Below are 23261 nucleotides of genomic sequence, written 5' to 3'. Positions count from 1 at the left end.
AGACATGCTGAAGGACCAGGACCGGATCTTTACCAACCTATACGGTATGCATGAGCGCACCCTGAAAGGTGCTCAAATGCGCGGCCATTGGGATGGCACCTCGGGGCTCATCACCAAGGGCCGCGACTGGATCATCCAGACCATGAAGGATTCTGGCCTGCGTGGCCGGGGTGGTGCGGGTTTCCCCACCGGCCTCAAATGGTCTTTCATGCCGAAAGAAAGCGATGGTCGCCCCTCATATCTGGTGATCAATGCCGATGAATCCGAGCCGGGCACCTGTAAAGACCGCGAAATCATGCGTCATGATCCGCATACGCTGATCGAGGGCGCGCTGATCGCAAGTTTCGCGATGCAGGCGCATACCTGCTATATCTATCTGCGCGGCGAATATATCCGTGAACGCGAGGCGCTGCAGGCGGCGATTGACGAGTGCTATGACAAGGGCCTGCTGGGCAAGAACGCCGCCGGATCTGGCTGGGATTTTGACGTTTTCCTGCACCACGGTGCCGGTGCCTATATCTGCGGTGAAGAAACCGCCCTGCTCGAAAGCCTCGAAGGCAAAAAGGGCATGCCCCGGATGAAGCCGCCCTTTCCGGCGGGGGCCGGGCTTTATGGCTGCCCGACAACCGTGAACAACGTGGAATCCATCGCCGTTGTACCGACCATCCTGCGCCGCGGTGCTGACTGGTTTGCGGGCTTTGGTCGTCCCAACAATGCGGGCACCAAACTGTTTGCCATTTCAGGCCACGTCAACAACCCCTGCGTGGTTGAAGAGGCGATGAGCATCCCGTTCGAAGAGCTGATCGAAAAACACTGCGGTGGCATTCGCGGCGGCTGGGATAACCTGCTGGCGGTGATCCCCGGTGGCTCCTCGGTGCCCTGTGTGCGCGGTGAGAACATGCGCGACGCAATCATGGATTTCGACTACCTGCGCGGTGAGCTGGGCTCGGGCCTCGGCACCGCTGCGGTGATCGTGATGGACAAACAGACGGATATCATCAAGGCGATCTGGCGTCTGGCCAAGTTCTACAAACACGAGAGCTGTGGTCAATGTACGCCCTGCCGTGAAGGCACCGGCTGGATGATGCGGGTGATGGAGCGCCTGGTCAGGGGCGAGGCGGATCTGGAAGAGATCGACATGCTGTGGGATGTGACCAAACAGGTCGAAGGCCATACCATCTGCGCCTTGGGCGATGCCGCAGCCTGGCCCATTCAGGGCTTGATCCGTAACTTCCGCGATGAATCGAAGACCGTATCAAGGCGCAAAAAAACGGACGTACAAGCGGGATGGCCGCGAAATGAAGCAGTTACGCGGAAATATGACGCGAGAAAATCTCAAGATGACAGCGCTTGCCTTTGCATGTGCTGGCGTTTTGGCTGGCTGTGGCGAAAGCCGCAAAGACCTGCCGGTCTTTGACGGCGTGCCGTTTCGCACCGATGCATCTGCTGTCGACAAAAAGGTCTCGCGGGCGCTCTTTGAGGCAGAGGTCTATGATGCGCGCTCCTCACTGGATGGCGCGCGCGAGGCGGTCCGCTATGCCGGGACCAAATACTGTATCGCAAACTACGGCTCGTCCAAAATCGACTGGGCCATCGATATCGAAGACCCTGAGACCCCACTGCCACTGGATGAGGACACTATGGTGCTGCAGGGAACATGTAATCCGTGAGCGCAATTTTGGCATATCCCGGCCCATGGGCGCAGTCGTTATTGCATAACACTGTGACACTAGGCTGTTCTGGCTTCTCCAAACCTGTGGAGAGACCGATGAAAAATGCGTGGATTGCCTTTCTGGCTGCGGTTGCAGCCTTGCTCCTTCCTCTGTCTGCGGCAGCGGCCAAGCCGTCGTTGCGCGAGGTGCCTGAAATCGAAGAGCCGCTGTTTGCCGTCGCCATGGCCAAAGAGGTTGCCGACCATTGTGACAGTCTTGCGGCCCGGTTTCTAAAAGGCGTGGGAGAGCTGCGGCGGCTGCGGTCGCGTGCAAACGCGCTTGGCTATGCGGATAGTGAAATTCGGGCCTATATTCAGTCCGACGTTGAAAAGGCCCGTATGCGGGCCAGGGGTGAACGCCAGCTCATCGCGAGCGGCGTCTCCTATCAAGATTCAGAAACATTCTGCGCGTTTGGTCGTGCGGAAATCAAAAAAAACAGCGCGATCGGCGTGTTACTGAGGGCGAAATAGACCATGTCTGACCTCCGCAAGATCAACATTGACGGAACCGAGATTGAGGTGGATGGGGCAATGACCCTGATCCAGGCCTGTGAAGAGGCCGGGGTGGAAATCCCACGTTTCTGCTATCACGAGCGCCTGTCCATCGCTGGAAATTGCCGCATGTGCCTTGTCGAAGTCGTTGGTGGCCCGCCAAAACCTGCCGCCTCCTGTGCGATGCAGGTACGCGATCTGCGTCCCGGTCCCGAGGGCCAGGCGCCAAAGGTAAAGACCAATTCGCCCATGGTCAAAAAGGCCCGCGAAGGCGTGATGGAGTTCATGCTGATCAACCATCCGCTGGACTGTCCCATCTGCGATCAGGGCGGCGAATGCGACCTGCAGGATCAGGCCATGGCCTATGGCATTGATGCCTCGCGTTTCCGCGAGCCAAAGCGGGCGGTGGACGATCTGAACCTTGGCCCGCTGGTGTCGACGGCGATGACACGTTGTATCAGCTGCACCCGTTGCGTGCGTTTCACCTCCGAGGTGGCGGGCAGTTCGCAAATGGGCCAGACCGGCCGTGGCGAAGACGCCGAGATCACCAGCTATCTCAATGAGACATTGGACAGCAATCTGCAGGGCAATATCATCGACCTTTGCCCGGTCGGCGCGCTGACGTCAAAACCCTATGCCTTTAGCGCCCGCCCCTGGGAGCTGAACAAGACCGAGACCATCGATGTGATGGATGCGCTTGGCGCCAATATCCGGGTGGATACCAAGGGGCGTGAAGTGATGCGCATCCTGCCACGCAACAATGACGGCGTGAATGAGGAATGGATTTCCGACAAAACCCGCTTTGTCTGGGACGGGCTGCGCCGCCAGCGCCTTGATCGCCCCTATGTGCGCATCGATGGCAATCTAAAGCCAGCCACATGGCCGGAAGCGCTGAGCGCTGCCGCGACGGCGATGCAGGGCAAAAAGACCGCAGGTCTGATCGGCGATCTGGTTCCGGTCGAGGCGGCCTTTGCGCTGAAACAGATGGTTGAGGCCCAGGGTGGTCAGGTTGAATGTCGCACTGATAAGGCGCGTCTGCAAATGGGCAACCGGGCCGCTTATGTGGGCACCGCCACAATCGAAGACATCGACAGTGCCAAGGCCATCATGTTGATCGGAACCGATCCGCGTAGCGAGTCTCCGGTGCTGAACGCGCGTCTGCGCCGAGCCTGGATCAATGGGGCGAATATTGGCCTGATCGGCCAGCCGGTTGATCTCACCTATGACTACAGCCACCTCGGCACGGATCGCGCCGCATTGGAGGCTTTGCACGCGGGCGACCATTCCGGTGCTTTGGACAAGGAAACGCTGGTCATTCTGGGGCAGGGCGCGCTGCGGGAGGCCGATGGCCTGGCCGTTCTGGCCCATGCGCAGAAGTATGCTGCCGAGACCGGCTCGAAACTGATGGTGCTGCACACCGCCGCCTCACGTGTTGGCGCGATGGATATCGGGGCCGCCTGTGAAGGCGGGCTGGAGGCTGTGATCGAGGGCGCCGAGGTGATCTAGAACCTGGGCGCGGATGAGGTCGAAATTGGCGGCGACGCCTTTGTGATCTATCAGGGCAGCCACGGCGATCGCGGCGCGCACCGCGCTGATGTGATCCTCGCCGTGGCTGCCTATACCGAAGAAAATGGCTTGTTCGTCAATACCGAAGGCCGCCCACAGCTGAGCTTCCGGGCGGGGTTTGCGCCTGGCGAGGCCAAGGAAAACTGGGCGATCCTGCGCGCACTCAGCGCTGAGCTGGATGTGACGCTTGGCTATGACTCGCTGGCGCAGCTGCGTCAGGCGCTGATCAAAGAGGTGCCACATCTGGCGCGCGTCGATCAGGTTGTTGAGAACACAGGCGACGCCCTTGATCTTGGCCCTCTGGGCAAGGCGGCTTTCTTGCCTGCAGTAAATGATTTTTATCTGACCAACCCGATTGCGCGGGCATCACAATTGATGGCTGAGCTGTCGGCAAATGCAAAGGCCCGCCGGGCCGAAAAGATTGCGGCTGAGTGATACGCTTTGCACTCATATCGTCTCTGCTGTTGGGGGCCTGTGCGCAGGTTCCCGGTGGCTCGGCAGACCGGTTTACCCCTGGCTACAATGGGGTGCAGACCAGTCTGCTAGAGGGCGATCTGGCGCAGTTTCGTGTTGTCATGTCCGGCGCCCGGTCGGGGGCGGATGGGGATGACTTTGCCGTATGTGCGTGCGCACAATATGCGCTGATCCGGGGATATGGGTTTGCGCGTCATGTGCGCACAAAAATGAAACAAGAGGGTGGCAATCAGATAGCCGATGCTGTCTACACGATATCGCCCTCCCTACCGCGCGGATTGCGCACCATCGACGCTGAAGTCGTGGTCGCAAACTGCGAGGCAAACGGAATACCTACGGTGTGAGGACCTATGGCTGAATTCTTTAACACCCCAGGCGGCATTGCTGTACTGATACTGGCGCAAGTGCTTGCTGTGGTTGCATTTGTTATGATCTCCCTTTTGTTCCTCGTTTATGGGGATCGCAAGATTTGGGCGGCTGTGCAGATGCGCCGTGGTCCCAATGTTGTTGGGGTCTTTGGCATTCTGCAATCTGTGGCGGATGCGCTGAAATACGTGGTAAAAGAGGTGGTGATCCCGGCTGGTGCCGATCGCACCGTCTTTATCATGGCGCCGCTGACCTCCTTTGTTCTGGCAATGGTGGCCTGGGCTGTGATCCCGTTTAATGATGGCTGGGTTCTCTCAAACATCAACGTGGCCATCCTCTATGTTTTTGCGGTCTCTTCGCTCGAGGTTTACGGCGTCATCATGGGCGGCTGGGCTTCGAACTCGAAGTACCCCTTCCTCGGGGCGCTGCGCTCTGCGGCGCAGATGATCTCTTATGAGGTCTCGATTGGTCTGATCATCGTCGGTGTTATTATCTCGACCGGCAGCATGAACTTTGGCGATATCGTGCGCGCACAGGATGGCGATCTCGGGCTGCTGAACTGGTACTGGATCCCGCATTTCCCGATGGTCTTCCTGTTCTTCATCTCCTGCCTTGCGGAAACCAACCGTCCGCCGTTCGATTTGCCAGAGGCTGAATCTGAACTGGTGGCGGGCTATCAGGTGGAATATTCGGCAACGCCCTTCCTGCTGTTCATGGCGGGTGAATACATCTCGATCTTCCTGATGTGTGCGCTGACCTCGCTGCTGTTCTTTGGCGGCTGGCTGTCGCCAATCCCAGGCCTGCCGGATGGTGTGCTGTGGATGGTCGGCAAGATGGCCTTCTTCTTCTTCCTCTTTGCAATGGTGAAAGCCATCACCCCGCGCTACCGCTATGACCAGCTGATGCGCCTTGGCTGGAAGGTCTTTTTGCCCTTCTCGCTGTTCTGGGTGGTCTTTGTCGCCTTTGCTGCAAAATTTGACTGGTTCTGGGGCATCTTTGCCCGCTGGACCGTGGGAGGCTGAGGAATGAACCCGATCAGTGCATTTTTCGCATTGCTAGTCGCTGTTTCAGGGGGAACAGTTGCTCAAGCTGCGCAATCCCCAATGGAACAGTTCAATAAAGCACTTGCGGCGCATTGTTCGGATGAATCCACAAGGGCTCAGGCGGCACTGTCATTACCAAATGCCTCAAAGGCCTTGCCCATCACCGGCATCAGTGCAGATGTACCGAGATGGGATGCGCTTTGGGGGGAAACTGCGGAATTTTTTTCCGGTGGTTCTGATTTGGGCGAGTATTCGTTTGAAGAACGCGAATTTTGGGCTGCTGTCTATACCTTCAGCAATGGGGGGGAGCTTGCCATACCACAGCTTGCAATGAAAAAAATACGACAGGGTAAGTGGCCCAAACCGGACTTTATTGAAATGAGCCTTGCAATGGGGGAACTCGCTGAGTGTGCCTTGCTTCAGCTTGATCAAGATGCTCAAGCAGAGTTTGGAAAAAACTCTGAAGACAGAAACTGTGCAGCGGCACATGGAGCCGCAATAATTTCCCATTATCAGAGGCTGAACTCTGACCCATCGGAGCTGACTATAAATGATCAAACAGAACTGGTGACACGAGCGAATTTTGCGCCGACAAGACGTCAAGTGCTTGCCTTTATGCCTTTGATTTTCATGGGTTTTTTTGAAGGATCCAAGGCAAAGCTCGTAGAGCGAAATATCTGTAAAGGGGAGGAGTCGGAGTGACTCAAATCGATTACACCCGCGCCGCCAAATACTTCCTGCTGCAGGATTTCTGGGTCGGTTTTAAACTGGGGCTGAAATACTTTTTTGCCCCCAAGGCAACCATCAACTACCCCCACGAGAAGGGCCCGCTAAGCCCGCGTTTTCGTGGAGACACGCGCTGCGTCGCTATCCCAATGGCGAAGAGCGCTGCATTGCCTGCAAGCTGTGTGAAGCGGTCTGCCCGGCGCCGGCGATCACCATTGACGCGGAGCCCCGCGAAGATGGCAGCCGCCGCACCACGCGTTATGACCTCGACATGACCAAATGCATCTATTGCGGTTTCTGCCAGGAAGCCTGCCCGGTGGATGCCATTGTTGAGGGACCAAATTTTGAGTTCGCTACTGAAAACCGCGAAGAGCTGTTTTACGACAAGGAAAAACTCTTGTCGAACGGCGACCGTTGGGAAGCAGAAATTGCCCGCAACCTAGAACTGGATGCACCCTACCGATGAGCGATGCAAAGAACCCCTTTGAGGCCATGATGGCACAGGCCCAGGCGCAGTATCAGGACATGTTCAAATCCATGAACCCGGATCTGGCAGCTGGTCTGGATCCGATGACCATGAAAGGGTTCGAGGCCCTCTGGCCGACGATGCCAAAAGAGGCGATGGAAATGATGTTTGGCAAGACCATCAACAAGGATGGTCTTGATGCCAAAACCCGGCTTTTGCTGACGCTGGCCGGGCTGACATGCCAGGGCGCACAGGCCGATACAGCCCTGCGTCAAACCGTGCGCCACGCCGTTGAGGCGGGTGCGAAGAAACAAGAGATCGTTGAGACGATCGGACAGATGTCGGTCTTTGCCGGCATCCCGGCCATGAACCGGGCGCTTGAGTTGGCGCAAGAGGTCATGGGCGACAAAAGGGACGATGAGACATGAGCGTTTTTGCCTTCTACCTCTTCGCCATCAGCGCCATCACGGGCGGGTTGTTCACGGTGATCAGCCGTCAGCCTGTGCATTCGGTGCTGTGGCTGATCCTGGCCTTTATCTCTTCGGCCGGGTTGTTTGTGCTGCTGGGGGCGGAATTCGTCGCCATGTTGCTGGTCATCGTCTACGTGGGCGCGGTCGCGGTCTTGTTCCTGTTCGTGGTGATGATGCTGGATGTGGACTTTGCCGCCCTCAAGGCCGAGATGGCACAGTATATGCCGCTGGCGCTGTTGATTGGCCTGGTTATCCTGATGCAATTTGTCATGGCCTTTGGGTCATGGGAGACGGCGCATGGTGCCGCCGCGCAACTGGCGCAGCCGATCCCAACGGATCAGCACAACACCGAGGCCCTGGGCCTTATCATTTATGACCAATACTTCCTGCTGTTCCAGCTGTCGGGTCTGATCCTGCTGGTCGCCATGATTGGCGCCATCACGCTGACCCTGCGCCATCGTAAAGATGTCAAACGCCAGAACGTCATGCTGCAGATGTCGCGTGATCCGGCCAAGGCAATGGAACTCAAGGACGTCAAACCGGGGCAGGGGCTATAACAATGATCGGTATTGAACATTATCTCACTGTGGCCGCGACCCTTTTTGTCATTGGCATCTTCGGGCTGTTTTTGAACCGCAAGAACGTGATTATCCTGCTGATGAGCATCGAGCTGATGCTGCTGGCGGTGAATATCAACCTTGTGGCCTTTTCCAGCTTCCTCGGGGATCTGGTGGGACAGGTCTTTACCCTGTTTGTGCTGACCGTCGCCGCCGCCGAGGCCGCAATTGGTCTGGCGATCCTCGTCTGCTTCTTCCGTAACCGTGGCACGATCGCGGTGGAAGACATCAATATGATGAAGGGCTAAAGCATCATGGAAACCATCCTCCTCTTTGCCCCTCTCGTGGGCGCGCTGATTTGCGGCTTTGGCCACAAATTCATCGGCGAAAAAGCAGCCATGATGACAGCCACAGGCCTGTTGTTCCTGTCGGCGCTGCTTTCCTGGATTGTCTTTATCAGCTTTGATGGCGTCACCCGTTCGATCGAGATCCTGACCTGGGTCCAGAGCGGCAGCCTGGATACCTCCTGGGGGATCCGCCTTGACCGTCTGACCGCGCTGATGCTGATCGTCGTGACCTCGGTCTCCTCGTTGGTGCATCTCTATTCCTTTGGCTACATGGATCACGACCCACAGTGGAAAGAGGGCGAGAGCTACAAGCCGCGCTTCTTTGCATATCTGTCGTTCTTTACCTTTGCCATGCTGATGCTGGTGACCTCTGACAACCTGTTGCAGATGTTCTTTGGCTGGGAAGGTGTGGGCGTTGCCTCCTATCTGCTGATCGGCTTTTACTACCGTAAGCCAAGCGCCAATGCCGCGGCGATGAAGGCCTTTATCGTCAACCGGGTTGGGGATTTTGGCTTTGCGCTGGGGATCTTTGGTCTGTTCCTCATGACAGACTCGATCAGTTTCTCAGAGATCTTTTCCGCCATCCCAACCGAGGTTGCCGGTCACACGATTTCCTTCCTCTGGGCGGAATGGGACGCGGCAAACCTGCTGGCGGTTTGGCTGTTCATTGGTGCGATGGGTAAATCTTCGCAGCTGATCCTGCACACCTGGCTGCCCGACGCGATGGAAGGCCCGACGCCTGTGTCGGCGCTTATCCACGCCGCGACCATGGTCACCGCCGGTGTCTTTTGGTCTGCCGCATGTCGCCGCTGATGGAGTTTGCGCCGCAGGCTACCATGTTCATCACAGTGATCGGGGCCTCCACCGCCTTTTTTGCAGCCACCGTGGGGCTGGTTCAGACCGACATCAAACGCGTCATTGCCTATTCGACCTGTTCGCAACTGGGCTACATGTTCGTGGCCGCTGGCGTCGGGATGTATTCCGCTGCGATGTTCCACCTGTTCACGCATGCCTTCTTTAAGGCGATGCTGTTTTTGGGCGCCGGCTCGGTGATCCACGCGATGCATCACGAGCAGGACATGAATAACTACGGCGGCTTGCGTAAAAAGATCCCCTACGCCTACTGGGCGATGATGATCGGCACGCTGGCGAGCACCGGTGTTGGCATTCCGCTGACGCACATCGGCTTTGCCGGCTTCCTGTCAAAGGATGCGATCATCGAAAGTGCCTATGCAGGCGGGTCGATGTTCGGCTTCTGGGCGCTGGTGGTTGCCGCCTTCATGACGTCATTCTATAGCTGGCGCCTGATGTTCCTGACCTTCTTTGGCAAGCCACGTGGTGACAAGCACACCCATGACCACGCGCATGAAAGCCCAATGACCATGCTGATCCCGCTTGGCGTTCTGGCGCTGGGGGCGGTCTTCTCGGGCATGATCTGGTACGGCAGCTTCTTTGGCCACGCCGATCAGGTTGGCAAATTCTACGGCATTCCTGTTGCGGAAGCTGGGGCTGATGCCCATGGCGAAGCCACGGATGAGCACGGCGAAGAGGCAGGCCACGGTGACGCTGCCGCCAAAGCAGAGCATCACTATGTCTTTGCTGGCAAACCCGGGCGAGGGGGCACTTTACTTTGCGCCTGACAACCACGTGCTGGAAGACGCGCATGCAGCACCCTGGCAGGTAAAGACGGCGCCGTTTTTTGCAATGCTTGGTGGTCTGATACTGGCGGTCCTGTTCTACATCGTGAACCCCAGCCTGCCGGGTCGTTTGGCTACCACCTTTCAGCCGCTGTATCTGTTCCTCAAGAACAAGTGGTACTTTGACGAGCTGTATGACGCGATCTTTGTCAAACCAGCCCTGGCGCTAGGCCGCGTCCTGTGGAAGCGCGGCGATGGCAATGTCATTGATGGTTTCCTCAATGGCGTCGCCATGGGCATTGTGCCCTTCTTCACCAAACTTGCGGTCGCGCACAGTCCGGTTTCATCTTTACCTATGCCTTCTGGATGGTACTGGGCATTGCGGCCCTCGTCACCTGGATGTCGATCGGCGGAGGAGCCCACTGATGGACAACCTGCTTTCTATTGTGACCTTTATCCCCGCCGGGGCGGCTGCTGTCATGGCGCTGCTGATGCGGGGTGAGGATGCCTCAGCGCAGCGCAACGCCAAATGGCTGGCGCTGCTGGCCACTTCGATCACCTTTTTGGTCAGCCTGGGGATCTACACACAGTTTGACCCTGCCAATACCGGCTTTCAGTTCCTTGAGGAACGTGAGTGGGTCTTTGGTCTGCAGTATAAAATGGGCGTTGATGGCATCTCGGTGCTGTTTGTGATGCTCACCACCTTTGTGATGCCGCTGACCATTCTGGCCAGCTGGAACGTCACGAACCGCGTCAAAGAATACATGATCGCCTTCCTGCTGCTGGAAACCCTGATGCTGGGCGTCTTTATGGCGCTGGATCTGGTGCTGTTTTACATGTTCTTTGAGGCTGGCCTCATTCCGATGTTCCTGATCATTGGCATCTGGGGTGGCAAAGAGCGCATCTACGCTTCGTTCAAGTTCTTCCTCTATACGTTCCTGGGCTCGGTTCTGATGCTGGTGGCGATGGTGGCGATGTATGCCGATGCCGGGACCACCGATATTGAAACTCTGCTGACCCACAGCTTCTCAGCTGCGAGCTTTGATGTGCTGGGCATTCATGTGGTTGGCGGTATGCAAACCCTGATGTTCCTGGCCTTCTTTGCCTCCTTCGCGGTGAAGATGCCGATGTGGCCGGTGCACACCTGGCTGCCGGATGCCCACGTGCAGGCGCCGACGGCGGGCTCTGTTGTGCTGGCTGCGATCTTGTTGAAAATGGGCGGCTACGGCTTTTTGCGGTTCTCATTGCCGATGTTCCCTGTCGGCACCGACGTTATGACCGATCTGGTCCTGTGGATGTCGGCGATTGCCGTGGTCTATACCTCGCTGGTGGCGATGGTGCAGGAAGACATGAAAAAGCTGATCGCCTATTCCTCCGTGGCGCATATGGGTTTTGTCACCATGGGGATTTTTGCTGCTAATCAGCAGGGCATTGACGGCGCCATCTTCCAGATGCTGAGCCACGGTTTTATCTCCGCCGCACTCTTTCTCTGTGTCGGTGTGATCTATGACCGTATGCATACCCGCGACATTGACGCCTACGGTGGCCTTGTTGTGCGCATGCCCGCCTATGCGCTGGTCTTTATGCTCTTCACCATGGCCAATGTCGGCCTGCCGGGCACCTCTGGTTTTGTTGGCGAGTTCCTCACCCTGATGGGCGCCTTCCAGAAAAACACCTGGGTTGCTGCGGTTGCGGCCTCGGGCGTGATCTTCTCGGCCTGCTATGCGCTGTGGCTCTATCGGCGGGTGGTGTTTGGCGATCTGATCAAGGCTAGCCTGAAAACAATCGAGGATATGAATACCCGCGAGCGGCTGATCTTTGCGCCGCTGATTTTCATGACCATTCTGTTGGGCGTCTACCCCTCACTGATCACCGATATCATCAGTCCCTCGACTGAAGCGCTGATCGCCAACTTTAACCAGTCTCTGGCTGCTGCGGATCTGTCTGCGGCACCCCAGACTGCGTCGCACTAAGGGAGCATGGGCAGATGATCCAAGCTGATCTCTCCGTAATCCTGCCAGAGATTATCCTGGCACTTTACGCAATGGCGGCGCTTTTGGGCGCGGTCTACACCGGCAAGGATAAGCTGGCATCGACGCTGGTCTGGTCAACGGCAGGGCTGATGGCTGTGCTGGGGGCCTGGATTGGTTTCAATGGCAGTGGCACCCATGCAGCCTTTGGTGGCATGTTTGTCGATGACGGCTTTGCCCGCTTTGCCAAGGTCACCATTTTGCTCTCGGCCGCGGCAGTCCTGGTCATGGGCCAGGAATACATGTTGCGTCGCGGCATGCTGCGCTTTGAATATCCCATCCTGGTGGCGCTCAGCGCGGTTGGCATGATGGTGATGGTTTCTGCGGGCGATCTGATGTCGCTTTATATGGGGTTGGAGCTGCAGTCGCTGGCGCTCTATGTTGTGGCCTCTATGCGGCGTGACAGCATCAAATCCACCGAGGCCGGGCTCAAGTACTTTGTGCTGGGCGCGCTTTCCTCGGGCCTGCTGCTCTATGGGGCATCGCTGGTCTATGGCTTTGCCGGAACCACAAAATTTGCGGGCATCATTCAGGTGGCTCAGCACGGTGAGGTCTCGATTGGGCTGCTGTTTGGTCTGGTTCTCTTGATTTCAGGTCTTGCCTTTAAGGTCTCGGCTGTGCCCTTCCACATGTGGACACCGGACGTCTATGAAGGCGCGCCGACGCCTGTCACCGCCTTCTTTGCCACCGCGCCAAAAATTGCCGCCATGGGGCTGTTTGCCCGGGTCATGCATGACGCCTTCGGCAATGCCGTGGCGGACTGGAGCCAGGTGATTGCGCTCTTGTCGCTGTTGTCGATGTTTGTGGGCGCCGTTGCTGCCATTGGCCAGCGCGACATCAAACGTCTGATGGCCTATTCTTCGATTGCTCATATGGGCTTTGCGCTGATGGGGCTGGCCTCGGGCACCCAACTGGGGGTTGAGGCCATGCTGGTCTATATGGCGATCTATGTGTCGATGAATATCGGCACCTTTGCCTTTATCCTGATGCTGCAAAAAGATGGTCGGCCAATCACCGACATCGGCGCGCTCAATCAGTACGCACGCCGCGAACCCGGCAAGGCGCTGGCGATGCTGATCCTGTTGTTCTCGCTGGCTGGGGTGCCGCCAATGCTGGGCTTCTTTGGCAAGTTCTATGTGCTGCGCGCCGCCTATGATGCCGGTCTGGCCTGGTTGGCGATTGCCGGTGTTGTGGCCTCGGTCATCGGCGCCTTCTACTACCTGCGGATTGTCTACTACATGTACTTTGGTGAGGAGGGCGAGGATCTGGATCGTGCGACATCACCAGTGCTTTGGGTCTTTCTCATGGGATCGGCTGCAGTGATGGTCTTTGGCATTATCAATATGTTTGGTGTTGACGGGGCTGCGGCCGCAGCCGCCGCGACACTGGTCAACTGAACGGTTAGACATTACGAACAAGAGGCCTGGTCCAGTGGACCGGGCCTTTTTGTCTTGAAGGGAACAGACAATGACGGATTGGCCCGACGGCTACGGCAAGCGCATCCTCGACGAAGTGGACAGCACGCGGGATGAGGCCGCCCGGATTGCAGCGGATCTCGCTGGCCCGGAATGGATCCTGGCAAAGCGCCCAGACCAAAGGACGCGGCCGGCGCGGGCGGGACTGGAAAGAGCCAGCTGGCAATTTCGCCGCCACTCTGGTGATGCGCCCCACTGAGCCGCCACAGGTTGTGGCCCTGCGCAGCTTTGTGGCTGCACTCGCCGTCTATGACGCCTGTGAGGCGCTGACAGGCCGAACCACAGGTCTGGCGCTGAAATGGCCCAATGATGTTTTGTTGAACGGCGGCAAACTGTCGGGGATCTTGCTGGAGAGCGCCGGAGGTGGCGAGGGTGTTGCCTATCTCTCCATTGGCATCGGGGTCAACCTGGTCGAAACGCCGATGAAGGAATGGCTGGAACCCGGTGCTGTCTGGCCGGTGTCTTTGCTGTCTGAAACCGGTGTACAGGTCAGCCCGGAGATGTTTCTCACCGAACTGGCGGCGGCCTATGCCCGCTTTGAGCTGCAGTTCACCACCTACGGGTTTGAGCCCATCCGCACCGCCTGGCTGGCCCGCGCCGCCAAGCTGGGCGAGGTGATTACGGCACGTACCACCCATTCTGAGACAGAAGGCACCTTCGAGACGGTAGACGCGGAGGGCAACCTTGTCCTAAACAGCGCCAAAGGCCGGGTGAACATCCCCGCTGCTGACATCTTTTTCTAACCGTAAGGGCACCGAATGCTTCTGGCTGTTGATTGTGGCAATACCAATACCGTCTTCTCGATCTGGGATGGCGAGAAATTTGTTGGCACCTGGCGCACGGCGACGGATTGGCGGCGCACGGCCGATCAGTATTTTGTCTGGCTCAACACGCTGATCCAGGCGCAGGGCATCAAGGCGGATATCACGGATGTGATCATCTCCTCAACGGTGCCGCGGGTGGTGTTCAACCTGCGGGTTCTGGCAGATCGGTACTATAACACACGTCCCCTGGTCGTCGGCAAAGCGGACTGCTTGCTGCCTGTTGCGGTCAGGGTGGATGGGGGTACGGCAGTGGGGCCGGACCGGTTGGTGAATACGGTTGCCGGGTTTGATCACTATGGTGGCAATCTGGTGATGGTCGATTTTGGTACCGCCACGACCTTTGATGTGGTGGCCGAGGATGGCGCCTATGTCGGCGGTGTGATCGCGCCAGGGGTAAATCTTAGCTTAGAGGCGCTGCATCAGGCTGCAGCGGCACTTCCGCATGTGGACATTTCCAAGCCGGAGCGTGTAATTGGCACCAATACGGTGGCCTGCATGCAATCGGGCGTGTTCTGGGGCTATGTGGGACTCGTCCGCGAGATCTGCGCCCAGATCAAAGCCGAGCGGGATGTCCCGATGAAAATTATATCAACAGGCGGGCTGGCGCCTCTTTTCCAGCAAGCTGCTGATCTGTTCGACGCATATGAGGATGATCTCACTATGCACGGTCTCCAGATCATTCATAAATATAACAAGGATAACGGTACTCCTGAATGAGCACTGATGAACGATTGATCTACCTTCCCCTCGGTGGGGCAGGCGAAATTGGCATGAATGCCTATGTCTACGGCTATGGCCGCCCCGGAAAAGAACGTCTGATCCTGGTGGATCTGGGTGTTGCCTTCCCGGATATGGACAGCACCCCCGGCATTGACCTGATCATGCCCGACATCACCTGGCTGCGCGAACGCGTCGGCCAGCTGGAAGGCATCATCATTACCCACGGTCACGAAGACCACATTGGGGCTGTGTCGCTGCTCTATAGCCAGCTGAACGTGCCAATCTATGCGCGCGCCTTCACGGCCAATCTGGCCCGTCGCAAGATGGAAGAGCGCGGCCATGATCCTTTGGTTGTCAAAACCATTGGCGCCTGGCCCGAAGTGACCAAGATGGGTCCCTTTACCGTAGGCGTCGCCCCGATGGCGCATTCGATCCCCGAAAGCGGTGGCCTGGTGATCGACAGCCCGGCGGGCCGCGTTGTGCACACCGGTGATTTCAAACTGGACCGGACCCCTCTGGTGGGCGAGGCTTTTGACCCCGAAATGTGGGCTGAGATCGCCGAACCCGGCATCAGGGCTTTGATCTGTGATTCCACCAATGTGTTTTCCAAAACACCTGGTCGCTCAGAGTCAGATCTGCCGGATGAGATCACCCGGCTGATCGGAGAAGCCAAGGGCATGGTTGCGGCCACCACCTTTGCCTCTAACGTGGCGCGGGTGAAAACCCTGGCGGATGCCGGAACCCGGGCCGGGCGCTCAGTTGTGCTGCTGGGCCGCGCTATGCTGCGCATGGTTGAGGCCGCCACCCAGACCGGCGTTTTAACCGATTTCCCCAAAGTCTACTCTCCCGAAGAAGCCCGTGATATTCCACGCAACAACCTGATGTTGATTACCACTGGCAGCCAGGGGGAGCGGCGTGCTGCTTCGGCACAGATGGCGCGCGGAAAATATCGCGGCCTGGAGCTGAAAGAGGGCGATCTGTTCCTGTATTCTTCAAAGACGATTCCAGGTAACGAGCGCGGTGTTATCCGCATCATCAACCAGTTCTCTGAGCGCGGCGTTGATGTTGTTGATGACAGCTCAGGGCTGTATCACGTTTCGGGCCACGCCAATGGGCCAGATCTGGAAGCGCTGCACGCGCTGCTGAAGCCCGATATGCTGGTGCCTATGCATGGCGAGCACCGTCGCCTGCGTCAGCATGCCCGTCTGGGCGAAGCCAAGGGTATTCCCAGCATTGTCGCGGTCAATGGCATGATGCTGAACCTCTCTGGCAAGCGCCCCTCTGTTGCGGAATATATCGACACTGGCCGTACCTATCTGGATGGCTCGGTCAAGATTGGCGCCATGGAGGGAGTTGTGCGGGATCGTATCCGCATGGCGCTGAACGGTGTTTTGGTTGTGACCCGGATCCTGGATGAGCAAGACGAGCCACTGGGCGAGCCCTGGTGCGATATCAAAGGCCTGGCTGAGACCGGGGCCTCGAATGCGGCGCTGACCGAGGTTCTGGAAGAGGATCTCAACCAGTTCCTGATGCGCGCAGGCGCCAAGACCCTCAAGGATGACGACAAGCTTGAAGGTGAGTTGCGCCGGATTGCCCGTCAGACCTGCCAGAATGAAATTGGTAAAAAGCCCGAGGTCACAGTGGTGATCAGCCGGATGCGCTAAGCACCGATTGCCTATAAACGAAAAAAACGCCCCGGCAGGATCTGCCGGGGCGTTTTTCGTGAGTGGTGGGCATTTTAAATAGGGTCGTACGTCGGGAAAAATTCGGTCTTTGCGGCGCCTTATGCGGCGCGGGTGCGATGCAGCAGTGCAGCAATTTTCAGGGGCAGGGCAAGCAGGCCACGGCCCAAAGCGCGCATCATATCAGCCATCGCCTGCGTGCGCATTTCATGCGCGCGGGCTTCAATGGCTTGAATTTCAGAGTAGGTGAGGGAAACGGGCTGGTACTCGGTCATCATATTCTCGGTCTATGGCGTATTTCGGATGAGGCTGATGTAGTGACGTTCCTGTGTCATTGCATCGGACAAATTGGCATTGCCGTCATGCTGCAGGCGCAAAGGTGCATGCTGCGCGTGCAAGATGCAGGCTGGCGCGGTCAGCTAGACATGACACAGCCGCCCTTAACGAGTGTTCATTTTGACGGCTGCGCACAACGAAAAACGACCGCACCACAACAGGGCACGGTCGTTCAAAGTCTTTGCCTAAAGGCGACGGAGCTATCCGGCGCGTTATCCGGCGCGCCGCTCGTCAAAGGAGAGGGCGATAAAGCTGGGCATATGGTCGCCCATGCCGACAACCGTGCGATCATCGCGACGACCAGACTGTTGTTTGCCGCCGCGTCCACGTTGGGGCTTGGAGCCAGAGTTCGCTTGCGCCTGCGGCTCCTCTGCTGCCTTGCCAGTGGCCTTTGCTGGACCCTTGCGGCCGCGTGAGCGGCTGTCTGACTTGTCGCCATCCGATTTGCGCGCTGCAGTCTTGTTATTCTCAGCCTTCTGAGGCTCAGATTTACTGCCTTCAGACTTACTCGCTTCAGTCTTGCGGGCTTCGGGCTTACGGGCTTCGGGCTTGCTCACCTCGGATGGGGTCGCGTCAACCCGATCAGCTTTTTTCGGCGTCTCTTCTACCACGGCTACGTCGGCCGTAACGGCAGTGGGCTTGCTCCGCGAAGAGCTTCTTTCCGGCTTTTCAGAGGCCTTCTTGGGCGCAGCGCGCTTGGCAGGCTCTGCCTTTTTTACCGGGTTCTCTAGCCGTACAATTTCCTTTTGCAGCAGGCTTTCGACGGCAGTGAGGGCTTTTTCATCGCGGCCAGAGCAAATGGTGATCGCCTTGCCTTCGCGTCCCGCACGACCGGTGCGGCCGATACGGTGCACATAGTCCTCGGGGTGCCCGGGGACATCAAAGTTGAACACATGGCTGACGCTTGGCACGTCCAAACCGCGGGCCGCCACGTCAGAGGCCACCAGAATGCGCAGATCGCCGCCCCGGAAGCCATCGAGAGTCCTGGTGCGCTGGCTCTGGTCGAGGTCGCCATGAATAGGCGCCGCGTCATAGCCGTATTTTTTCAGCGATTTTGCAACAATATCCACATCCGTTTTCCGGTTGCAGAAGATGATCGCATTGGTCAGCTTGTCACCTTCCAGATCAATCAGAGCCCGCAGCGCGGTACGCTTCTCGCTGGCTTCACGATCCTTGCGCGAGGCTTTGAACAGAACAACATTCTGTTCGATTGTCTCAGAGGCGCTTGCCTGCCGCGCCACTTCGATTCGCTCAGGAGCGGAGAGGAACGTATTGGTGATCCGTTCGATTTCTGGCGTCATGGTGGCCGAAAAGAACAGGGTCTGGCGGGTAAAGGGCGTGAGCGAGAAAATACGCTCAATATCCGGAATAAAGCCCATGTCGAGCATCCGGTCGGCCTCATCAACCACCATGATCTGCACACCCGTGAGCAGCAGTTTGCCGCGCTCGAAATGGTCCAGCAGACGGCCTGGGGTCGCAATCAGAACATCAACGCCCTTGTCGATCAGCTGGTCTTGCTCTTTAAAACTGACCCCGCCAATCAAAAGCGCCTTCGTGAGCTTTAAGTGTTTGGTATAGGTGTCAAAATTCTCAGCCACCTGGGCTGCCAGCTCACGGGTTGGGCACAGAACAAGGCTGCGCGGCATGCGGGCACGGGCGCGGCCACGTGCCAGCAATGTGATCATTGGCAGGGTGAATGAGGCGGTTTTGCCCGTGCCTGTTTGGGCAATGCCAAGCACATCACGACCCTCAAGGGCGGGCGGAATAGCGCCTGCCTGGATCGGGGTTGGGGTTTCATAACCGGCCTCTTCAATCGCTTTGAGGACCTTGGGGTTGAGATTCAGATCGGAAAATTTTGTCATATGCGTCCGTTTTAGCGGACACTGATTTGGCCCGCGCGTGTTTTACAAAGCTGGGTCCGCACAGAGGTGCGGTGCTACAACGTTCAGCTTTTGCCGGGACATACCAAAATCTAGCTTGATCGTCAATTAATGGGTGCGCTACGGGGCTTGAAACAGCGCGAATGCGCCCAACTCTTCGAGGTTGGGTGTTTTGCGCCACTCTGGTTCAGGTCTCTTGCGCAAACTGCGGAAAATGCTTCATTCGGGCAGATGCAATCTGCAAGGCGCGAACACGCAACAAGCCCTCTTTTTCCAGGCGGTCGCGCAGCGCAGGGCTGTCGTTGCAGATCTCGTCATAAAAGGCCCGCAGCCCGTCTGTTCCTTCCTCATCTTCAATTGCTTTCATGAGGTCATGCAGGGTGATGCCGCCCTTGTCGCGGGGGCGCGCAGTTTTTAGCGGCTCGCGGTAAGAGCCGCTCTCCAGACGAAAACGGTAATGGGCCAGCCAGTGCTGCCAATCCGGCGCATGAAAATGACAGAGATCGACCTGAGGCAGCTCTTGCAGGCCGGGGTTCTCGATGTCGCCGCCTGAACCCGTGGCCGTGCTTTGAAAAAGGTTGTGGATCCGCAAGGTGATGTCGGGCAAACCCGTGCGCACAAACAGCTTTCCCTGCACATGGCTGAGAAATCCACCGTTCAAATGTTCACCGTATCGGGGATAGAGCCGTCCCACGATGGCGCCGCGATCAGGCCCGTTGGGAACATAGCCCTTAAAGGCGGTGCCGTCGCCTGCGAGGGCTTCAATCGGGCGGGCGCGGGCGCAGAGGCTGGTATCTGGCAGGCCATGCAGCACTTGCGCAATTGGACTGCTGGCCCAGAGGAATTCGTCGACATCAATATGCGCCAGCCAGTCGATGTCACCGGCCTGTCGGCGATAGGCGCGGGTTGCATTGAGGCTTTGCCGGACCTGGTGTTTTTCCGGCTTTCCACCTTTGCGGCGGCGCTGCCAGGAGGCGTCATCACAGTCAAATACCCGGATCTTTGGATGTGCCTTGAGCAGCGGGCGGGCTGCGGGGCAGGGGGCGTCCAGATAGAGGAACAGGCGGTGGGCGCCGGCCTCAAGGTGATAGGCGGCAAAGTTGAGGATCGACTCAGCCGGGGCCTTGATCGTGCTGACAATGCCCCATTTTGCTTTGCCATTTTGTATTGCCACGGTCTGCTCCGCCTGTGCTGGTTTCTGGGTCTGGCAGGATAATGCGCCGGCCTCTGCGATATAGTCCAGAGGCGGCGCGCCGACTGAACGGCGCGCCTGTCAGGAGGTCAGTGCCAGCAGGTCAGTGACAGGAGGTCAGTAACAGGAGGTCTAGTTTCGGCGCCATTGCGGCTTAGACCATCATTTCCTTGGTCGCTGTCAGTTTTAGATCAGGATAGTCCCGCTCGACACGGTCGATATCCCACTGCAGCCGGGTCAGATAAACGATGTCGCCATCGTGGTCATAGGCGATGTGCTGTTTGTTGGTGTTCACAAACTTTTCCAGCGCCTGCTTGTCGCCACTGACCCAACGGGCCGAGGTGAACTGCGAAGTGTCAAAGCGCACCGGCAGGCCGTATTCCAGCTCGATCCGGCTGGCCAGCACTTCAAACTGCAAAGCCCCCACAACACCAACAATAAAGCCAGAGCCGATCGAGGGTTTGAACACCTTGGCGGCCCCTTCTTCGGCAAATTGCATCAGCGCCTTTTCCAGGTGCTTGGCCTTTAGGGGGTCGCCCGCCCGCACGCCCTGCAACAACTCCGGTGCAAAGGACGGGATGCCCGCCACGCGCAGCGCTTCGCCTTCGGTCAGGGTATCGCCAATGCGCAGCTGGCCATGGTTGGGAATGCCGATGATATCGCCGGCCCAGGCCTCTTCGGCCAATTCGCGATCCGAGGCCAGAAACAGCACCGGGTTGGAAATCGCCATGGGCTTTTTGGTGCGCACATGGGTGAGCTTCATGCCGCGTTTGAAATGCCCGCTTGCCATACGCACAAAGGCCACCCTGTCGCGGTGCTTGGGGTCCATATTGGCCTGCACCTTAAAGACAAAGCCCGCGACTTTTTTCTCTTCGGGCGCAATGTTGCGCGGCTGCGCCTTTTGCACCTGTGGTTCGGGGCCGTATTTACCAATACCGTCCATCAGCTCTTTGACGCCAAAGGAGTTGATGGCCGAGCCAAACCAGATCGGGGTCATATGGCCTTCGAGTACCGCCTGCGGGTCCAGCTTTGGTAACAATTCGCGCGCCATCTCGACCTCTTCGAGCAGCTTATCCAGCAGATGCGCGGGCACATGTTCGGCCAGTTTGGGGTCATCCAGCCCCTCGATGGCGATGCTTTCGGCCACCTTGTTACGATCAGCCCGGTCCATCAGTTCCAGCCGGTCGCGCAGCATGTCATAGCAGCCGACAAAATCGCGCCCCACCCCAATGGGCCAGGAGGCTGGCGTCACGTCGATGGCCAGGTTTTCCTGGATCTCGTCAATGATCTCAAAGGTGTCGCGGCTTTCGCGGTCCATCTTGTTACAGAAGGTCAGGATCGGCAGATCCCGCAGGCGGCAGACTTCAAACAGCTTCTGCGTCTGGCTCTCCACCCCTTTGGCGCCATCAATCACCATGACGGCCGCATCGACTGCGGTCAGGGTGCGATAGGTGTCTTCGGAAAAATCCGAGTGACCGGGGGTATCCACCAGATTGAAGCGGAAACCGTCAAAATCAAACGACATGGCCGAGGCCGAGACGGAAATGCCGCGATCCTTTTCCATCTGCATAAAGTCAGACCTTGTGCGCCGGGCTTCGCCTTTGGCGCGCACTTGTCCCGCCATCTGAATCGCACCACCATAGAGCAGGAACTTTTCAGTCAGCGTGGTTTTGCCCGCATCCGGATGCGAAATGATCGCAAAGGTGCGGCGCCGCGCGATCTCGGGCGGCAGGTCTGGGCGGTTTGATGCGGTATCCAACATGGCGCGCGTATAGGTTGGATTGCCGGGTGAGGCAAGATAAAGCCCCCCTGCACGGGAGAAAGTCACATTGCGCAAGCCCGCCGTGGCTGCGGGGGGGGGCTGCGGCGGCTGGGGCCGTGTTGCGCTGATTGCCCTATCTGAGCGAAGACCGTCGCAGAATTGCTACCGCATCCGGATGATTCAGCAGCGCTTTTTGCACCTCCAGCCCATGGCTGTCGCGGCGCTGCCCTGCGGTGTGGCTGGACCCCAGACGGCTGAGCAGCTCATCCGGCAGGGCAGGTTGGGTCAGGGCGTCAAGAAACAGCGATTCTGCGGCAATGCCTTCGGCGTAGACGATATGGTGGCGGTCAAACAGCAGCTGAAAATAGTCGACAAAGCCGCCGTCCTGCACCACGACTGTGTCACCGTTGACCAGATCCCGCGCTCGCACCAGCAGCTCGGGGCAGCCGGTGCCCAGCTCGTCATGGCGTTGTAGACCAGCAGGCGATGATCAGGGCTGACCAGCAGGTCGGCGGCATTGTTCAACGCCCCCGCGCGGATCAATACAGGCGCCATGCGTCCCACCGCCCGCGAGGTGCTTTCTCCGATCCAGCGCAGCTGTTGCACGCCTTCATCACGGGTCAAAATCCGGTCTCCCGGGCGCAGGTCTTCGATGGGTTTTTGCGCCCCTGTGGCCATGGTGATCCGGGTGCCGCGGGTAAAGGACACACAGGCCATCTGCGCCAGCTTGCGCCGGGCGGGCTGCTGCTCTGCACGCACCAGCGTATAGCTTTGCTGGATGCTGAGCGGTGCCATCGGCAACAGGTAAATCGCGGCGATCAGACCGGCGTTGTCGACCTCGACCATGACGAGAGCTTCGATATTGTCACCGGACTGCGGCATCAGGGTGAGGCAGCAGTCGAGATGCAGTTGGGCGCCTATCGTGCCCAGATCGGTGTTCTCTGCGACATAAAAACTGCCATCCGAGCGGCTGGCCAGGGCGAGCCGTTGTGGCTGTGCCGGGGGCGATAGCTGGTAGATGTCATCCAGCATCAGCTCATCCAGCACACCAAGAGTGTCGCCCATGTTGGCGCCAATCTCGACCTGAAACTGTTCCGCCGGGTAGGCGGGGATGGATTGAATGGCGCGATCTGTTGCTATCACTAAAGAGCCCCCAAGGCTGATCATTGGTTTGGCACGGACGGGATGCTGGGTTTGCAAAATCCCCTGAGACAGATGTTACAGAGGAATTATGGCACGATACCGACAATTACGAGCAGAAATCCTGACAAAGTGTAAATTTGCCCCAGCGGCCCCGCTGAAAAAGCGGCCTCTGCAGGCTGGTCGTCAGGGGCTCCGGGGCCGGGGTCACGGGCCAGAACCACGGACTGGGGCCGGACCGGGACCCGTGTGCGGCATTGCGGGCAGCGATTGGGTTTTCGGGGCTGGCCATTGTGTTCGGGGCTGGCCATTGCGGCAGGCGCAGTGCACTCTTGGGCAAACGCATAAAAGACGCAGAGGAGAAG

The 23261-nt window shown here is 58.1% G+C and carries 17 protein-coding genes and 5 pseudogenes; 17 read left to right on the top strand and 5 right to left on the bottom strand.

The window, feature by feature from the left end; translation table 11 throughout:
* The first annotated feature begins 4 nt into the window (after positions 1-4).
* The 17 genes and pseudogenes from nuoF to B4968_RS11015 all read left to right on the top strand — a co-directional run bounded on the left by nuoF (position 5) and on the right by B4968_RS11015 (position 16568).
* A pseudogene (nuoF, locus tag B4968_RS11095) lies at positions 5-1302 on the top strand (NADH-quinone oxidoreductase subunit NuoF).
* Positions 1299-1670, top strand: coding sequence for a hypothetical protein (locus tag B4968_RS11090; RefSeq protein ID WP_420916507.1), 372 nt, complete (start codon positions 1299-1301; stop codon positions 1668-1670). The pseudogene nuoF and the gene B4968_RS11090 overlap by 4 nt, the downstream one beginning before the upstream one ends.
* 98 nt (positions 1671-1768) lie before the next feature.
* A complete protein-coding gene (locus B4968_RS11085) occupies positions 1769-2182 on the top strand; it encodes a DUF5333 domain-containing protein (RefSeq protein WP_083099080.1) in 414 nt (137 codons plus the stop codon).
* Positions 2183-2185: 3 nt separating this feature from the next.
* Positions 2186-4204, top strand: a pseudogene (gene nuoG, locus B4968_RS11080) (NADH-quinone oxidoreductase subunit NuoG).
* Positions 4201-4587, top strand: a complete 387-nt coding sequence (locus B4968_RS11075) for a YNQ4 family lipoprotein (RefSeq protein WP_083099078.1) — start codon at positions 4201-4203, stop codon at positions 4585-4587. Before nuoG ends, B4968_RS11075 begins: the two are co-directional and overlap by 4 nt.
* Positions 4588-4593: 6 nt before the next feature.
* Entirely contained in the window at positions 4594-5631 is a 1038-nt protein-coding gene (gene nuoH, locus B4968_RS11070; RefSeq protein ID WP_083099076.1) for an NADH-quinone oxidoreductase subunit NuoH, read from the top strand.
* Positions 5632-5634: 3 nt separating this feature from the next.
* Complete coding sequence (locus B4968_RS11065; protein ID WP_139792748.1) at positions 5635-6354, top strand: hypothetical protein; 720 nt, start codon at positions 5635-5637, stop codon at positions 6352-6354.
* Positions 6355-6430: 76 nt separating this feature from the next.
* Positions 6431-6844: an NADH-quinone oxidoreductase subunit NuoI gene (gene nuoI / locus B4968_RS11060; protein ID WP_241525688.1), complete on the top strand. Its 414-nt coding sequence runs from the start codon at positions 6431-6433 to the stop codon at positions 6842-6844.
* A complete protein-coding gene (locus B4968_RS11055) occupies positions 6841-7272 on the top strand; it encodes a carboxymuconolactone decarboxylase family protein (protein ID WP_083099072.1) in 432 nt (143 codons plus the stop codon). Before nuoI ends, B4968_RS11055 begins: the two co-directional genes overlap by 4 nt.
* Positions 7269-7871, top strand: a complete 603-nt coding sequence (locus B4968_RS11050) for an NADH-quinone oxidoreductase subunit J (protein ID WP_083099070.1) — start codon at positions 7269-7271, stop codon at positions 7869-7871. Before B4968_RS11055 ends, B4968_RS11050 begins: the two co-directional genes overlap by 4 nt.
* 2 nt (positions 7872-7873) lie before the next feature.
* Positions 7874-8179, top strand: coding sequence for an NADH-quinone oxidoreductase subunit NuoK (gene nuoK, locus B4968_RS11045; protein WP_009808916.1), 306 nt, complete (start codon positions 7874-7876; stop codon positions 8177-8179).
* Positions 8180-8185: 6 nt separating this feature from the next.
* Positions 8186-10281: pseudogene (nuoL, locus tag B4968_RS11040) on the top strand (NADH-quinone oxidoreductase subunit L).
* Positions 10281-11828, top strand: coding sequence for an NADH-quinone oxidoreductase subunit M (locus tag B4968_RS11035; RefSeq protein ID WP_083099068.1), 1548 nt, complete (start codon positions 10281-10283; stop codon positions 11826-11828). The pseudogene nuoL and the gene B4968_RS11035 overlap by 1 nt, the downstream one beginning before the upstream one ends.
* 14 nt (positions 11829-11842) lie before the next feature.
* Positions 11843-13282: an NADH-quinone oxidoreductase subunit NuoN gene (nuoN, locus tag B4968_RS11030; RefSeq protein ID WP_083099066.1), complete on the top strand. Its 1440-nt coding sequence runs from the start codon at positions 11843-11845 to the stop codon at positions 13280-13282.
* A gap of 70 nt (positions 13283-13352) precedes the next feature.
* Positions 13353-14103, top strand: a pseudogene (locus tag B4968_RS11025) (biotin--[acetyl-CoA-carboxylase] ligase).
* 15 nt (positions 14104-14118) lie between these two features.
* On the top strand, positions 14119-14901 hold the full coding sequence (locus B4968_RS11020; protein WP_083099064.1) for a type III pantothenate kinase: 783 nt from the start codon (positions 14119-14121) through the stop codon (positions 14899-14901).
* On the top strand, positions 14898-16568 hold the full coding sequence (locus B4968_RS11015; RefSeq protein ID WP_083099062.1) for a ribonuclease J: 1671 nt from the start codon (positions 14898-14900) through the stop codon (positions 16566-16568). Before B4968_RS11020 ends, B4968_RS11015 begins: the two co-directional genes overlap by 4 nt.
* A gap of 119 nt (positions 16569-16687) precedes the next feature.
* Here B4968_RS11015 and B4968_RS23500 read toward each other — a convergent pair whose 3' ends face one another.
* From B4968_RS23500 to B4968_RS10995, 5 genes and pseudogenes are all read right to left on the bottom strand, one after another.
* Positions 16688-16864 carry an RSP_7527 family protein gene (locus B4968_RS23500; RefSeq protein WP_161492579.1) on the bottom strand — a complete coding sequence of 59 codons (177 nt, stop codon included), beginning with the start codon at positions 16862-16864 and terminating at the stop codon, positions 16688-16690.
* Positions 16865-17134: 270 nt separating this feature from the next.
* Positions 17135-18784 (bottom strand): DEAD/DEAH box helicase, encoded by a 1650-nt coding sequence (locus B4968_RS11010; RefSeq protein WP_083099060.1) that lies wholly within the window; start codon positions 18782-18784, stop codon positions 17135-17137.
* A gap of 205 nt (positions 18785-18989) precedes the next feature.
* On the bottom strand, positions 18990-19976 hold the full coding sequence (locus B4968_RS11005; RefSeq protein ID WP_241525687.1) for a glycosyltransferase family 2 protein: 987 nt from the start codon (positions 19974-19976) through the stop codon (positions 18990-18992).
* Positions 19977-20148: 172 nt separating this feature from the next.
* The gene (locus tag B4968_RS11000) at positions 20149-21756 is read right to left on the bottom strand and encodes a peptide chain release factor 3 (RefSeq protein ID WP_083099058.1); all 1608 of its coding nucleotides are present in this window, start codon (positions 21754-21756) and stop codon (positions 20149-20151) included.
* A gap of 133 nt (positions 21757-21889) precedes the next feature.
* Positions 21890-22923, bottom strand: a pseudogene (locus tag B4968_RS10995) (Hint domain-containing protein).
* Positions 22924-23261 lie beyond the last annotated feature (338 nt).

It is taken from the genome of Pseudophaeobacter leonis (assembly GCF_002087335.1).
Lineage (GTDB): Bacteria > Pseudomonadota > Alphaproteobacteria > Rhodobacterales > Rhodobacteraceae > Pseudophaeobacter > Pseudophaeobacter leonis.
The sequence above is the reverse complement of the archived record's forward strand: the minus strand, read 5'-3'. Positions and strand labels throughout refer to the sequence as shown.

Coding starts and splice junctions, on each gene's coding strand:
- B4968_RS11065 (WP_139792748.1), top strand. CDS start 5,635: ATGAACCCGATCAGTGCATTTTTCGCATTGCTAGTCGCTGTTTCAGGG.
- nuoN (WP_083099066.1), top strand. CDS start 11,843: ATGATCCAAGCTGATCTCTCCGTAATCCTGCCAGAGATTATCCTGGCA.
- B4968_RS11050 (WP_083099070.1), top strand. CDS start 7,269: ATGAGCGTTTTTGCCTTCTACCTCTTCGCCATCAGCGCCATCACGGGC.
- B4968_RS11020 (WP_083099064.1), top strand. CDS start 14,119: ATGCTTCTGGCTGTTGATTGTGGCAATACCAATACCGTCTTCTCGATC.
- B4968_RS11090 (WP_420916507.1), top strand. CDS start 1,299: ATGAAGCAGTTACGCGGAAATATGACGCGAGAAAATCTCAAGATGACA.
- nuoK (WP_009808916.1), top strand. CDS start 7,874: ATGATCGGTATTGAACATTATCTCACTGTGGCCGCGACCCTTTTTGTC.
- B4968_RS11000 (WP_083099058.1), bottom strand. CDS start 21,756: ATGTTGGATACCGCATCAAACCGCCCAGACCTGCCGCCCGAGATCGCG.
- nuoH (WP_083099076.1), top strand. CDS start 4,594: ATGGCTGAATTCTTTAACACCCCAGGCGGCATTGCTGTACTGATACTG.
- B4968_RS11010 (WP_083099060.1), bottom strand. CDS start 18,784: ATGACAAAATTTTCCGATCTGAATCTCAACCCCAAGGTCCTCAAAGCG.
- B4968_RS11015 (WP_083099062.1), top strand. CDS start 14,898: ATGAGCACTGATGAACGATTGATCTACCTTCCCCTCGGTGGGGCAGGC.
- B4968_RS11035 (WP_083099068.1), top strand. CDS start 10,281: ATGGACAACCTGCTTTCTATTGTGACCTTTATCCCCGCCGGGGCGGCT.
- B4968_RS11085 (WP_083099080.1), top strand. CDS start 1,769: ATGAAAAATGCGTGGATTGCCTTTCTGGCTGCGGTTGCAGCCTTGCTC.
- B4968_RS23500 (WP_161492579.1), bottom strand. CDS start 16,864: ATGATGACCGAGTACCAGCCCGTTTCCCTCACCTACTCTGAAATTCAA.
- B4968_RS11055 (WP_083099072.1), top strand. CDS start 6,841: ATGAGCGATGCAAAGAACCCCTTTGAGGCCATGATGGCACAGGCCCAG.